Origin of the sequence: Lysinibacillus sp. CNPSo 3705 (assembly GCF_028674935.1) — a bacterium.
GTDB lineage: Bacteria > Bacillota > Bacilli > Bacillales_A > Planococcaceae > Lysinibacillus.
Genome location: NZ_JAQZSD010000010.1, coordinates 48,317 through 62,445, shown reverse-complemented (window position 1 = coordinate 62,445; position 14,129 = coordinate 48,317). Strand labels below are relative to the sequence as shown.

Here is a 14,129-nt window from a genome sequence, read left to right as displayed (position 1 = left end):
TTACATAAGAGTATAGATAAATTCTCCACTACCTTAAATTTCGGAATATGACAGGTAGCTGACAAAATTGTCATCTTCAAAACAACTAGGAACTTGAGTAATCATTCACCTCTCACCTTCAGGAACCACTGTCAATATCCAAGATCTTTTGCCGTTCTGCTTTAAAATCAATAACTTACCCAGCTCATCTTTCCTTATACCAACAACAGACAAACAAAGTATGCTACGTAATCTCCCTGAAAAAACGAATACCTTTACTCTAATGAAATAAGGCATTATTGTTTAAGCGCAATGGATGTTCAATCTTCAGAATAATTTACCAATACAGCAATGGTCATTGTGTTTTACCTTTGCATATTCTTATGTTTACGAATTATTATTCTCGTTATAATCAAAGCACTTACACCAGCTAGAACAAAGAAAATGCATATAAGTAATTGGACGTTCTCTGGAAGATATAAAGCAATAAACCAACTTCGCACCTTTACGCCTAAAAGCTTTAGAACGATAGGCACAATCCCCTGTGGTAATGTGAAGATAATCCCAATCGTAATGAGTAGACCTACCAAAATGGACTTTCCCGCAGATAGATTAGAAAATGTGTCGTCTGTTTGAGCTACTTTGTTATCCACGGCTTGAGCTATTCCACCACTCTGCATGATAGAGAGGATATCTGGACCACGAGCTTCCAAACGACGATATGCTAAGCGCCCGAAATACCAAGCGATAAATAAGCCGGTACACAATCCCACAGGTACACCCATCCATCTTAGCAAGTTTTGCTGTAGCAACGTCCCTAAGGTCAAACTGACTAATGTTGGTATCGAAGTAAAAAACAGCAATATCAACAACAATAAATTAGTTATAAATAATTTCCCTGCGTTCATGTCATCACCAGAGACAATTGTTCCGCGTCCACGCCGATGAGGGTCCGTCACAGGGACGAGCTTGTAAACTGAGAGGAACAAGATTAGTCCCGCTCCTCCACCCAATAGTGATGGAAGCAAAGCCAAAACCCATGCCCACGCCCAGCCCATCTTACTAAAATAAAGGAATAGGAGAGATATTACGATCGATACAGGTGCTACAACCATTATCCATGCAATTTGCCTACCCCGCACATCGTTCCGTTCTGCACTCGGTGTAGTAATAGACATCCAAAGAGCACTACCATCAAACCCATAAAGATTGTTCGAGAACATGCAAGTAAACATCACTAGAACTATGCCGACCCAGGGCATTAATAAAGTAACACCACTCAACGATACAAATAAGCCATAGAATAATCCCGTCCACAGCCCCATCCGCAACAATCGCCCTCGCTGCGGATCATGCATCCAAGTTTTCAGTTCCTTAAGAACGACCACCCCGATTTTTGAAGTTTTTGGCGTTAGAATGTTGGCCCAAGTAAGGAACAATAATTTATTTCTGCTATATCGATTTATACGAGCCTCATTTTTTGTGCTTCCTGATAGCAGTCTTGCCCATGTAATCAACAGTAATCCACACAATAAAGCCAAACCACAGAGAACACCTACAGCTAAAAAATAATGGGATCGATTTACAGCTTCAATCGCTACCATAGCCCAACCTGATGGCAATATTCGAGCAGCTAAGGAAATTGCTTGCGACGGTTCCCCTACGAACACGCTAACCGAGGGAAGTAAATACCAACCGACGTTAAGAAAAGCTATAACGGCTCCTATGATCAACGCCCCGAATTCCAAACCTAATCGAGATTTCGATGCCTCCCCAATCGCCCCCATCACCACTTTGGACAACAGCATGATAATGACAAGTTGCAACAACATCGCAGGTATGGCAACGATAACAGACCAAAATCCAAGTCTTGCTGCATAAATGATGAGAGAGAAACAAGCGACTAAACTAACGATTGGTCCAATACCGATGAAAGAGCTACCGAGCAACCCTAAAGCCAATCTTCGTTGGGCGATAGGCAGCAAGGTGAAGTATTCCGTTTTCAATACCCCTTCCATTTCATCCAATCGGCATCATTACCTGGCATCCGCCAGAGGCTTTAACTTCTTTGCTTAATAAGGCAAAAAAAACAGGGCATGCTACAATAGCACGTCCTGTTTTTCCTTTTTTATGGCCTTTTTCAACGTTTTATTTATATAACTCTTTATAAATAACTACTTTTAAGGCCGTTATTTCTTCATCTGTTAATTTGCCTTCCATTTCTTGTATGACCTGTTCTTTCGTCATTGAACCATTTTGTACTTTTACTCTTATATTATTAAGCTCTGAAATCCCAACTTTTTGAATAATTACTTTTGTAGCCTCTTCTTTTGTTGTAAACGGCAATTTGCTGCTGTCTGCAGTTTTAGCCTCTTCCATAAATGATTTTAGTTGAGGGTCACGTTCAATCGTATTTTTAATTTCATCCATTTGTCCGCTTTGCTCTAATTCTGTTGAAATAGTATCAACAACCTTATCGGATGCATACTTCATACCATAATGATAAACCCCATAACCAATAACACCGATGAAAATTACAATGATAAGAAGAAATTTAATAAATCTCATACTCTCACACTCCTTAATTCTAAACATAATAATACTATATAGTGTGGAAAGATGAGAAATGATAACCTAACAGAACCTTTTCACAATATTATCCCTCTTTTACAAATCCAAACAAAGAAATACAAAGAACATGAAAAGGATTAAGTTTGACACGATATTGCGCTCAATCCTAACAAGCAAATTAACCCTCTACTATTTCTTTAAATTCTTTTCCCTTTTGGACGTATGTGTCGATTGATAACTGGATTAACTCGATGTCTTTATCTTGTAGCTGACGTACGACTTTCCCTGGTGAGCCAACGACTAATGAACGTGGTGGGATTTTTGTGCCTTGTGTAATAAGTGTGTTTGCTCCAATAATGCATTCTTCCCCAATTTCAGCATGATCTAAAATAACAGAACCCATACCAACAATCGAGCGGCGACCAATTTTACAACCATGTAAAACAACTTGATGACCTACTGTTACTTCATCTTCTACAATAACTGGAGCCCCTTCATATAAATGAATGGTTGAATTATCTTGGATACTACAACGTTTTCCGATGGTAATACGATCTTCATCTCCGCGTAGTACAGCGTTAAACCAAATAGACGATTGTTCACCAACCGTAACATCTCCAATAATATACGTGCCTGGCGCCTGAAATACTGATTCATGAACATTTGGCTTCTTTAAAGCGTATGTAATCTCCATAAAAATCACCCTTTCAATCATCGGAATATTTTGCTAAAATTTAGTATAACATATTTTAAACGGGGGTGCTATTTTTGAATCAATTATGTTCTGTATTAAAAATAAAATACCCTATTATCCAAGGGGGAATGGGTAATATCAGTAGTCCTAAACTCGTTGCAGCTGTATCGAATGCAGGTGGCTTAGGGACAATCGGCTGTGGAACAATGACACCGGCAGAAGTTGAAGAACGCATAGTTGCAACGAAGCAACTAACCCAAAAACCATTTGCCCTCAATGTGCCAATTAATGTCAATCCTCATACAAAGGAATTATTGCAATTAGCTATTACACATAAAGTACCGGTCGTTTCTTTATCGGCAGGTAATCCTACTTTATATATAGAGAAATTGCATGCACATCATATTCAAGTTATCGCTGTTGTAGCCTCCGTTAAACATGCTATTAAGGCCGAGCGAGGCGGAGCAGACGTGATTGTTGCTGAAGGTTATGAAGCTGCAGGAATAAACTCCGATTTAGAATTGACAACCTTTACGTTAATCCCCCAAGTAGTCGATGCGGTTTCTGTACCTGTTGTAGCAGCAGGTGGTGTTGGTGATGGTCGCGGATTAGCAGCTGCGTTAATGCTTGGAGCGGCTGGTGTTCAGATGGGAACTCGCTTTATTGCTACACAGGAAATGCCGGTACATCAGACCTATAAACAAAGACTAATTGATGCAACTGACGTGGGAACGGTCATTCTAGGACGTTCGGTTGGACAAGTTCGCCGTGTGTTATGTTCACCTTTCACCTCTTCGCTTCTCGCTGACGAAGCAAGAGGTATAACACTTGCTGACTATCAAGAACGTACTTCCGAAACCTATCATATAAAAGGTGCTATGGAAGGAAATGAACAAGGCGGTTTTATGAATAGCGGTCAAATCGCAGGGATTATTCAAGACTTACCGACCGTTACGACTCTTATCGAGACTATGATGGATGATGCTCGGCAATGTTTAAATCGGACATTGAATACATTCCAAGACTCAGTTAGGGGTGTTCAATTATGACAACTATGATCGACTTAAAACGAGTGATTGCTGGAGAAATTGAACCACCAGCATGTGATACAACATTAGGTATTCATGTAAAAACGGCTATTGCCGGTAAAGCAGTTTGCACTTGGAATATCGATGAACGCTTTTTAAATGGGCATCAAGTCGTCATGGGAGGATTTATCACTTCTGCAGCAGATATTACGATGGCCTATTCGATGGCTTCAATATTAGAAAGTAATCAAGGATTTGCGTCGATCAATTTGCAAACAACATTTTTACGACCACTTCACACCGGAACGGCTACGGTTGAATCAACAATTGTCAAGCAAGGCCGAAAAACATGCTATGTGGAAGCAACCGTTTCTCAAAATGGACAATATGCTGCCAAAATAACATCTTCTATCATGATCCTATAAATGAATACGTTCTCTATAAAGATTGTCGCGCTTTCATAAGAGAAATTTCCGCCCCGGGCTTATAGCGAAGCGGCAGCAACATATGTTTTATCTGTGCGAAAGCGAAGCGGCAGCAACAAAGCGCCCAACTGATCAATTAACATAAAGTTTGAATATAACATCTCACCTCTATAGATTTTTAGAGGTGAGTTTTTTTACTGGAAATTTATGATAATATCACTTTGGAGATTGCGAAGAAAAGTACTTCAACTAACAGAGAAGTTAAATTTAATAAGAACACTCAAAAATTGGAACTTATAGGAACAATAATCGTAATAACTATAAAGGAATAAATAAAAATTTATATTTTTAGGGGAAAAGAATGAACTATATACAAACAATTCGTAAGTTAATTGGAAATGAGGTGCTAATGACTGTTGGTTGTGGAATTATTATTGAACAAGAGAATCAAATTTTACTCCAACATCGAAAAGATCAGGATGTTTGGGGTATCCCAGGCGGCGTTATGGAGCCTGGAGAAACCTTTCTTGAAACTGCTGTGCGCGAAACATTTGAAGAGACTGGATTAATAGTTGAACAATTAAAGTTGTTTGGTCTTTATTCAGGAGAAGAAGGATTTACAGAATATCCAAACGGAGATAAGGTTTTCAGTATCCAGATCATTTTCCATTCAAGTTGTTTTTCAGGAGAATTAATGCATGAAACAGAAGAAAGTCACGAACATAGATTCTTTACTCGCGATAACCTACCTCATTTGAACGCACATCAAGAGCGATTCATTCAGGATTGGGTAAACCAAGTGACTTTGCCTATAATAAAATAATCTGACGGAGTTCGACCATCAAAAAGGGTAAAGACAACAACCCTTATCCCTGCGCCAAAACCAGTGATCGTAGAGGGTGACGGGCATTATTTGTGCACAGTCTCTGCTAAAGGGCATAAAAACCTGGTCAAACTGATCAGAGCTGGCATTAGAAGAGGACAAAGAATTCCCGTGAACCGCCAGCTGCTAACTTGCTAACGTATTTGAGAACATTCTAGAACAATATATGCCAACCTTCCATAAAGTCATCCGTAATTTTTACGATAGATATGGTTATCCAATTTGATCAAATTTTGTTTCAAAACAGTTGGTTTCTTTCTGTATAAAATCAGCGTTTGCAACCTTACTTTTAATCGAACTTTATTCAAAAGCTCTCCTCTTTGCTAAAAAAACCATATTTTAACATAAAAAGAGCTTATCCATAAATATGGACAAGCTCTTTTTTCATTCTTAATTATCTGCATGGAATATTTCTTCAAAGAAACGGCATGATGGACCTTCCAATAAATTATAATATTCTTGGAATAATAGTGCAGCATGATTTCCACTCCACATAGGCGGTAATAATTCTTGTGGCAGTCCTGGATCGATAAATAAAAACTTACGGTATTCATGAACAAGATTTGTACGCTCTACAAAGCACTCGGCATCCGACATTTCTTGTCTTGAGATTGCACTTTGATGAATAATATATTGCTTACTATATTGATCCATAAACTGCTCATAACGTGCCTCAATTTCAGCCAACGACCAGCTTTTTTCGATTAGTGCTTCATGATCATGAGGGCCAATGTATTCAGCTGTAAAAAAGTCTACATGATTCGCAATATCATATTTTTGAATGAGGAGTTTAACTTCTTCTTCTAAATTATTCGGGGATATCCAACAGCCGTTCGAAAAGGACCCAAATCCACTCCATAAGAGCTCTTTACGTAATTCATCTCGAATTTGTCGTTTATCTTCTGGAATAGAGTACATTAATAGTCTCCATTTTCCATCCCACTGAGTCGGTTTTAATTTGAAAATACGATTTGCTGCCTCTTGCATTCGTATTTCACCGCGTTTTGTTAAAAAATAATAACTACGATTCCCTCGTTTTTCTGATTGCAGCCATCCTTGTTTAACCATTCTGGATACAGATACGCGTACATTTTGCTCTGTGTGACCGAATTCTTTTAATAAACGAATCAAACTACCGATCCAAATTTTTGAACCGTAATGCATAATATAATCGCCATAGAGCGTAAAAATCATAGACTGTGTATTTGCACCCATTCTCTCCCTCTACTTTCTAACTCATTTTCCTTGAAATGCAGGTTGCCGTTTCTCACTGAACGCCTGTAAAGCTTCAAAACGATCTTCTGTCGGAATGACTAACTCATATGCCTTCGATTCAATCGCAAGACCCGTTTGTAGATCGGTATTCATTCCTTGCGTAATAGCATATTTTGCTTGACGAACAGCGACAGGGCCATTTTGCATAATTCGCATTGCGAGTGATTCACATTCGTCCAACAACGCCTCTTGTGGCACTGCTTTTAAAATGATGCCTAGAGCCTCTGCCTCTGTAGCGGTAATTTTCGCAGCTGTTAAAATCATTTCTTTGGCCTTCATTTCACCGATTAATCGTGGTAATCGCTGCGTACCACCTGCACCAGGAATGATTGCCCAGCTTGTTTCAGTTAGTCCGAGTAGTGCTTCGTTAACTGCAATCGCAAAATCACATGCTAATAACAATTCAAATCCACCACCTAATGCATGCCCATTTACGGCTGCAATAGTCGGTTGTGGTAAATTTGCTATACTATTAAATACGTCTCGAATTGCTCGTACGTTTCGACGTACTTCTTGCGTTGTCAATGTTTTTCGCTCTTTTAAATCAGCACCCGCACTAAATGCCTTTTCGCCAGCACCTGTAAAAATGACAGCACGGACATCCTCATCTATATGTAATTCATCTACTACTTGTTGCAGTTGAGATAAAGTATCATAATTGAAACAATTTAACACCTCTGGGCGATTTATTGTTACATATGCAATATAATTTTCTATTCTAAATGAAATACTTTTCATTTGCAAACTCTCCTTTTCTATTCGATTTTTTCCGAAAAAAACGGCACATCGATTGTGCCGTTTCATGTTGTTGAAAACTTTTATGTTAATTTTAAAAAGTGTATTGATTAACCATTAATTCGAAGAGGCTGATTTTCTGCTACGGGCTACTCGCTTTGTAGCTGCCGCTTTGCTTTCGCTACAGAAAACACCTGTTGTTGCATATTCGTTTAAAAATTATGACATGCCAGAATATACATGTAAGGTGATATGGGTGATTGGAGTGGAGGCTGGGCGACTCCTTGGGGATCAGCGTCACAGATGAGACCCTGGAGCGAGCACCGCGAGTGAAGCGGCTCATCGGACGCCCCCAGGAAGCTCTGCTCTGCGCGAAAGCGGAGCGGCAGCAACAAAGCGCCCAGCCGGAACGGAAATCACCCCTTCGTGTCACAAAAAATCATAATTTCATTTAATTGGACACTTTAATATCATTCAATATTTTCAATAATCGTGGCAATCCCTTGCCCAACACCAATACACATGGAAGCAAGGCCGTATTGTACGTTTTGTTTTTTCATTTCGTAAAGCAATGTTGTCACGATTCGGGCACCGCTTGCACCTAATGGATGACCAAATGCAATAGCGCCTCCGTTGACATTAACTTGTGCTGGATTCAGTCCAAGCTGCTTAATGGATTCTATTGCTTGAGCAGCAAACGCTTCATTTATTTCATATAAACCAATGTCCTTTGTTGTTAAGCCTGCACGTTGTAATGCTTTTTTTGAAGAATAAATAGGCCCTAAACCCATAACAGCAGGCTCTAAGCCTATAACAGCTCCTGTTATATATCGTGCTAATGGTGTTATACCTAACTCTTTTGCTTTTTTAGCACTCATTAATAATAATGCCGATGCACCATCATTCACACCAGAAGCATTACCAGCTGTCACAGTCCCATTTTCAAAAATAGGTCTTAGTTTAGCAAGTGCTTCTAAGGTTGTATCGGGGCGTGGATGTTCATCAGTATCCACGATAATTTCATGTCCTTTTCTATCTTTCACGTACACAGGCACGATTTCTTCAGCGAAACGCTTTGTGGCAAGCGCTTTTTTCGCACGCTGTTGACTTTCAAATGCAAAAGCATCTTGTTCCTCGCGACTAATATTAAAACGTTTAGCTACGTTCTCAGCAGTTTGGGGCATTGTATCCGCTCCATACATGCTTTGCAATTTCGGGTTCGTAAAACGCCAGCCGATCGTTGTATCAAACATCTTTTGATCGCCTCTCGGATAATCCACTTCCGGTTTTCCCATCACAAAAGGTGCACGCGTCATACTTTCCGTACCACCTGCGATAAAAATATCACCTTCACCACTCTTTATAGCACGTGCTGCATATTGGATAGCATCCATGCCTGAACCACAAAGGCGATTAATAGTAGTTCCCCCGACCTCAATTGGTAGCTCAGCAAGTAATACAGCCATACGGGCGACGTTTCGATTATCTTCTCCCGCTTGATTGGCATTTCCAAAAATGACATCCTCGATTTGTTTGACTGGCACTTTTGGGTTACGCTCTATAAGCGCCTTAATGACCGTCGCAGCTAAGTCATCCGGCCGAACAGTTTTTAATGCACCTTTATAACGACCAATTGGTGTACGAACAGCATCTACAATTATGACTTCTGTCATTTTTTCACCACCTCTTTTTGCTCGCTATAGTCATAAACCCCTTTTCCACTCTTTCGACCTAAACGTCCAGCTTGTACATATTGTTCGAGCAATGGTGCTGGCCGGTATTTTTCACCGAGCTTTTCATGTAAATATCGCAAATTATTCAGACGAACATCAAGACCGACTAAATCGACCAATTCGAACGGTCCCATTGGATAATTTAAGCCTAGCTTAACGGCTTTATCGATGTCTTCAGGACTACCTAAGCCTTCCTGTAACATATAAAATGCTTCATTCCCAACGAGTGCACTAATACGACTTGTAACAAAACCTGGGAATTCATTAACCACAACCGTTTGTTTGCCCATTTGTTCAGCAATTTCGCAAATAGTTTGGACTGTTTCATCACTAGTTTCTAAACCTCTAATAATCTCCACGAGTTCCATTTTGTGCACAGGATTAAAAAAGTGCATCGCAATCGTTTGTTCAGGTCGTTTTGCATAAGAAGCAATTTCTGTTGGGCTCATCGTTGAAGTATTTGTGGCAAATAAACAGTGCGGTGAAGCAAACTGTTCCATCTGCTCAAAGACAGCCCGTTTAATGTCCCTTTTTTCAGGTACGGCTTCAATGATTAAGTCTGCTTTATTTGCGACAGTAGCTAAATCTGTCACATAAGTCAGACGTAATGTTGCTTCTTGTACTTGTTGTGCTGTTAACTTTCCTCGTACAACAGATTTTTCGAAAATGGCTGTAATGTCATTTTCGGCATTTTGTAGCGCTTGTTCGTTAATGTCTATAAGAGCTGTTTCAAAGCCACTGATTGCGCTAACGTAGGCAATTCCACGACCCATAACCCCTGACCCGATGACAATAATTTTTTTCATGAAGCAACCTCCTTATTGTGAAAACCACATACGACGAGTGAAGATATCTCATCGCATATGGTTTTTGTGGTGGTTAGACGCCTAGTGGATTGAGTGGGCGGCTACCATAATATGAAATGATACTTTTCGTCTCTGTATATAAATCTAACGTTTCGATACATAGCTCACGTCCGAAACCAGATTGTTTATACCCGCCAAATGGGGTACCTGGCATTGCAGAGAATGGGCAATTGACCATTACGATTCCTGCTTGGATTTGATTCGCAACACGAGTGGCACGTGCCCCATCTTTAGACCAAACTGCTGAGCCTAAACCAAACTCTGAATCATTTGCTAGTCGAATCGCTTCTTTTTCATCGCTAAATGGCATGACAACAACTACCGGGCCAAATATTTCTTCACGCACAACTTTCATGGATTGAGTTACGTCTGTAATAATAGTTGGTTCATACCAGAAGCCTTTTTCAAAGCCCTCTACAGTCGCCACTTTGCCACCTGTTAAAATGGTTGCGCCCTCTGCAATGGCAGATTTCACATAGCCATCGATTGTATTTAATTGGTCTTGATCGATAATTGCCCCCATGTGAGTAGCTTTATCGAACGGATCACCTAGTTTAATTGCTGTTGTTTTAGCAACAAATTTCTCTAAAAACTCATCATAAATGTCTTTGTGCACGTATAAGCGTGAACGTGCCTCGCAAGATTGGCCTGAGTTATAAAAAATGCCATACAGTGAACCATCTACCGCCGCATCAATATCAGCATCTTCAAACACTAGATTGGGTGATTTCCCGCCTAGCTCTAATGTAACGCGTTTTAATGTTTGCGAAGCTTTTTCCATAATTCCTTTACCGACTGGTGTGGAACCTGTGAAGGCCACTTTATCGACTTGTTGATGCTCCACTAAGTAATTCCCTACATCTTTACCTGAACCAGGAATGATATTCACAACTCCAGCTGGTACACCTGCTTCTAGGCAAATTTCGCCTAACACGATCGCTGTTAAAGGTGTTAAAGAAGCTGGTTTAACAATAACGGAACAACCAACAGCAATGGCTGGGGCAATTTTCCAAGCAGCCATCATGAGTGGGTAATTCCAAGGAACAATTTGTGCACATACTCCAACAGGCTCTTTTTCAGTATAATTATGAAATTGACCTGGCATATTATTTACGGCTCCACGATGGCCAACGATCGCGCCTGCGTAAAATTCGAAATCTTCTATCGCTTGGTTTACTTGGCCCTGCGCAGTGCCAAGGGATTTCCCTGTATCTAGCATCTCAAGCTCTACGATTTCATTAAAGCGAGAGCGCATAATAGCAGCAATCTTATGGAGCACCTGTGCGCGACGATTCACAGGATATTGCTTCCACTTTCCGAAATCAAACGCTTGGCGAGCCGCTTGCACTGCGCGCTCTGCGTCTTCCTGTGAAGCTTTTGCAACAGTTGCTACGACTTCACCTGTCGCAGGATTAATCGTTTGGAATGTCTCACCCTTACTGCTCTCTACCTTTTCACCGTTTATAATTAAATGATAAAAATCGCGTTTCACTAATACTTTCTCTTGTACTTGTTGTGTCATTATCATTCACTCCTTTTTATTGTCCATTAAATTGAGGCTGTCTTTTTTCTGCAAATGCTTTCATACCTTCTTGATGATCATCTGTCGCTCCCGCAATACTTTGGCTTTGTGCTTCGTAAACTAGGAAGTCTTCGAACTTTAAGTGTTCTGCTGCCTTAATATTACGTTTAATAAGGCCGATTGCTTTTGTCGGTAACTGGACAATCTGTTGCGCAAATGAATGAACGTCATCTTCAAATGTTTCATCGTTATAGACAGCAGTTGTTAAACCTAATTGTTTGGCTTCCTCTGCTTTAATACGTTGACCGAGCACAGAAATTTCAAGTGCTTTAGCATCGCCAACTAATCGTTTTAAGTAGTATAAATTACCAGAATCAGGAATTAACCCTACATGGATAAAGGCATTCATAAAGAAAGACCTTTCCGACATTACTCGAAAGTCGGCAGCAAGCGCTAAACTAAAGCCAGCACCTGCAGCTGCACCATTGACAGCTGCAATAATTGGTTTTTCACAGTTATGTAACTGTTTAACCATCGGACCATAGTAATCTGTTAATATATCACCAAGCTTCAAATCTTCACCAATAGCCGAAAGATCTTGACCTGAACAAAATGCGCGTCCTTCACCACGAAGTACAATACAACGCACCTCATCATCTAATGATGCTTGTTTGACGGCCGTCCGAATTTCATCATTCATCTGTGCAGTAAATGCATTTAATGTGTTGGGACGATTTAATGAAATATAGGCTACGGATTCTTTCAGTTCGTATTGTATAGTTTCAAACATATTTATCTCCCCTTAAAGTTCGGTTGACGTTTTTCAACAAATGCTTGCATGCCTTCTTTTTGATCTTCTGAAGAGAATAATAAATAGAAATTTTTCCGTTCAAACTGCATCCCTTCGTAGAGCGAGTAATCCACAGCTTTGTTGACAGCTTCTTTAATAAGACGTAAAGCGAGGGCAGGTTTTTGTGCGAGCATCGTCGCTGTTTTAAGTGTTTCTTCTATTAATATCTCTGGTTGCACAACCTTATTGATGATGCCATATGCGAGCGCTTCATCAGCAGTAATCCTTGCCGCGCTCCAAATCCATTCTAATGCTTTCGTTCGCCCTACTAATTTTGTTAAGCGCTGTGTACCGCCCGCACCAGGCATAACGCCAAGGTTTATTTCAGGGAAGCTAAATTCTGTGCCCTCTGCGGCGATTAATACATCACAACAAAGGGCTAATTCAAAACCACCTCCGAAAACGAATCCTTTAACACTACCGATAATAGGCTTTTTAATTTGCCCTAAGCGATCCCAATCAGCGAATTGATTTAATAGCTCTAAACGAACTGTGTTGTCTGCCGCCATTTCATCAATATCTGCACCGGATGAAAAAGCTTTCCCATTTCCTGCTAAAACGATGATCCGTACGCCTTCGTCACGATCGAACAATTCCATCGCCTGCACAATTTCTCGTACCATCGCACGATTTAATGAATTATATTGGCGGGGACGGTTTAAGTGAATAAACCCTATCCCACTGTCAATCGTTACTTCAATAAATTCGAATGCTGTCATTATGCATCTTCACCGATGATTAATGTAACGATATCGCTCGCAAAGCTCATTAAATCTTTGCCAGATGCTTTCCCTTCTGGTGACCGTAGTCCATTTTTTAAATCTTCTGCGCTATCATATGTCATTTCACACATTAAGTAATAGGGTGTTTCCGTACCCATCGGCGTTGAATTAAATTTTGTGACTTTCATTTCACGTAAACCTGGTATTTTCGCAGTAATCGGTGTATGAACCTTTTCGTAATGCTCATCAAATGCCACTTTATCAACAGGATGTTTATATAACGCGATTAATTTTGCCATCTTAAAAACGCTCCTTTGTCTACATGGAAGTAGAAATTATTTTCATTGCTTCAAATGGATTTTTACAGCTTTTGCAATATAAAATACTGCGACAAGCTGTTGGGCCAAAAATATTTTCAAGCGTGACATAGGTAGAGCCACAGTACGGGCAATCTACATGCCAAGAGCCGTCTTCTGTTAAAAAACGAGGTGGTGGCGCAATACCAAATTTCTTTAGTCCTTGACGTCCCTTCTCTGTTACACGATCAGAAGTCCAGGTAGGATGATTCATAAACACGACACTCACTTCCCGAACGCCTTCTAATTGTTCGACTGCTTTTTTTATATTTTGTTGAATAATTGTCAATGCAGGACATCCTGAAAATGTCGGGAGCACTTCAATACGGATATGACCATCATTCACTTGCACACGCTCAATCATGCCAAGGTCAATAATACTGACCGTATCTATTTCAGGGTCCTTCACTGCCTCGAGTACTTCATAGATGTGCGCTTCGTGCAGACCCGTAGTTGTCATCGTGATCCTCCTTTTTTTTTGCAATAGATC

General features: G+C 40.2%; 17 protein-coding genes. 5 read left to right on the top strand and 12 right to left on the bottom strand.

Going from position 1 to position 14,129, the window contains the following annotated elements; all coding sequences use genetic code 11:
• Positions 1–344: 344 nt before the first annotated feature.
• From PVA17_RS06720 to PVA17_RS06710, 3 genes are all read right to left on the bottom strand, one after another.
• A complete protein-coding gene (locus PVA17_RS06720; RefSeq protein ID WP_274067234.1) occupies positions 345–2,006 on the bottom strand; it encodes a hypothetical protein in 1,662 nt (553 codons plus the stop codon).
• A 121-nt stretch (positions 2,007–2,127) separates the two neighbouring features.
• Positions 2,128–2,547, bottom strand: coding sequence for a hypothetical protein (locus tag PVA17_RS06715; RefSeq protein ID WP_132358317.1), 420 nt, complete (start codon positions 2,545–2,547; stop codon positions 2,128–2,130).
• Between the two features lie 181 nt (positions 2,548–2,728).
• The gene (locus PVA17_RS06710; RefSeq protein WP_132358319.1) at positions 2,729–3,244 is read right to left on the bottom strand and encodes a gamma carbonic anhydrase family protein; all 516 of its coding nucleotides are present in this window, start codon (positions 3,242–3,244) and stop codon (positions 2,729–2,731) included.
• 74 nt (positions 3,245–3,318) lie between these two features.
• Between PVA17_RS06710 and PVA17_RS06705 the strand changes: the two genes are divergently transcribed.
• The 5 genes from PVA17_RS06705 to PVA17_RS25275 all read left to right on the top strand — a co-directional run bounded on the left by PVA17_RS06705 (position 3,319) and on the right by PVA17_RS25275 (position 5,806).
• Positions 3,319–4,293: an NAD(P)H-dependent flavin oxidoreductase gene (locus PVA17_RS06705; RefSeq protein ID WP_274067233.1), complete on the top strand. Its 975-nt coding sequence runs from the start codon at positions 3,319–3,321 to the stop codon at positions 4,291–4,293.
• Positions 4,290–4,697: a PaaI family thioesterase gene (locus tag PVA17_RS06700; protein ID WP_274067232.1), complete on the top strand. Its 408-nt coding sequence runs from the start codon at positions 4,290–4,292 to the stop codon at positions 4,695–4,697. Before PVA17_RS06705 ends, PVA17_RS06700 begins: the two co-directional genes overlap by 4 nt.
• 361 nt (positions 4,698–5,058) lie before the next feature.
• Entirely contained in the window at positions 5,059–5,520 is a 462-nt protein-coding gene (locus PVA17_RS06695) for an NUDIX hydrolase (protein WP_274067231.1), read from the top strand.
• Between the two features lie 63 nt (positions 5,521–5,583).
• Positions 5,584–5,718 carry a DUF6688 family protein gene (locus PVA17_RS25280; protein WP_337993596.1) on the top strand — a complete coding sequence of 45 codons (135 nt, stop codon included), beginning with the start codon at positions 5,584–5,586 and terminating at the stop codon, positions 5,716–5,718.
• A 28-nt stretch (positions 5,719–5,746) separates the two neighbouring features.
• Positions 5,747–5,806, top strand: a complete 60-nt coding sequence (locus PVA17_RS25275; protein WP_337993600.1) for a DUF6688 family protein — start codon at positions 5,747–5,749, stop codon at positions 5,804–5,806.
• Between the two features lie 164 nt (positions 5,807–5,970).
• Here the strand turns inward: PVA17_RS25275 and paaX are convergent, their stop codons facing one another.
• The 9 genes from paaX to paaD form a co-directional block, all read right to left on the bottom strand.
• Positions 5,971–6,795: a phenylacetic acid degradation operon negative regulatory protein PaaX gene (gene paaX, locus PVA17_RS06690; RefSeq protein ID WP_132358327.1), complete on the bottom strand. Its 825-nt coding sequence runs from the start codon at positions 6,793–6,795 to the stop codon at positions 5,971–5,973.
• 21 nt (positions 6,796–6,816) lie between these two features.
• Positions 6,817–7,593, bottom strand: coding sequence for an enoyl-CoA hydratase-related protein (locus PVA17_RS06685; protein ID WP_274067230.1), 777 nt, complete (start codon positions 7,591–7,593; stop codon positions 6,817–6,819).
• A 467-nt stretch (positions 7,594–8,060) separates the two neighbouring features.
• Positions 8,061–9,263: an acetyl-CoA C-acyltransferase gene (locus PVA17_RS06680; RefSeq protein WP_274067229.1), complete on the bottom strand. Its 1,203-nt coding sequence runs from the start codon at positions 9,261–9,263 to the stop codon at positions 8,061–8,063.
• On the bottom strand, positions 9,260–10,129 hold the full coding sequence (locus PVA17_RS06675; RefSeq protein WP_132358333.1) for a 3-hydroxyacyl-CoA dehydrogenase: 870 nt from the start codon (positions 10,127–10,129) through the stop codon (positions 9,260–9,262). Before PVA17_RS06675 ends, PVA17_RS06680 begins: the two co-directional genes overlap by 4 nt.
• A 73-nt stretch (positions 10,130–10,202) precedes the next feature.
• Complete coding sequence (locus PVA17_RS06670) at positions 10,203–11,711, bottom strand: aldehyde dehydrogenase family protein (protein WP_483308009.1); 1,509 nt, start codon at positions 11,709–11,711, stop codon at positions 10,203–10,205.
• Positions 11,712–11,727: 16 nt separating this feature from the next.
• A complete protein-coding gene (locus PVA17_RS06665) occupies positions 11,728–12,501 on the bottom strand; it encodes an enoyl-CoA hydratase-related protein (RefSeq protein WP_274067227.1) in 774 nt (257 codons plus the stop codon).
• Positions 12,502–12,503: 2 nt separating this feature from the next.
• The gene (locus tag PVA17_RS06660; protein ID WP_274067226.1) at positions 12,504–13,280 is read right to left on the bottom strand and encodes an enoyl-CoA hydratase/isomerase family protein; all 777 of its coding nucleotides are present in this window, start codon (positions 13,278–13,280) and stop codon (positions 12,504–12,506) included.
• Positions 13,280–13,582: an EthD family reductase gene (locus PVA17_RS06655; protein WP_132358341.1), complete on the bottom strand. Its 303-nt coding sequence runs from the start codon at positions 13,580–13,582 to the stop codon at positions 13,280–13,282. Before PVA17_RS06655 ends, PVA17_RS06660 begins: the two co-directional genes overlap by 1 nt.
• Positions 13,583–13,601: 19 nt before the next feature.
• Positions 13,602–14,099, bottom strand: a complete 498-nt coding sequence (gene paaD, locus PVA17_RS06650) for a 1,2-phenylacetyl-CoA epoxidase subunit PaaD (protein WP_132358343.1) — start codon at positions 14,097–14,099, stop codon at positions 13,602–13,604.
• Positions 14,100–14,129 lie beyond the last annotated feature (30 nt).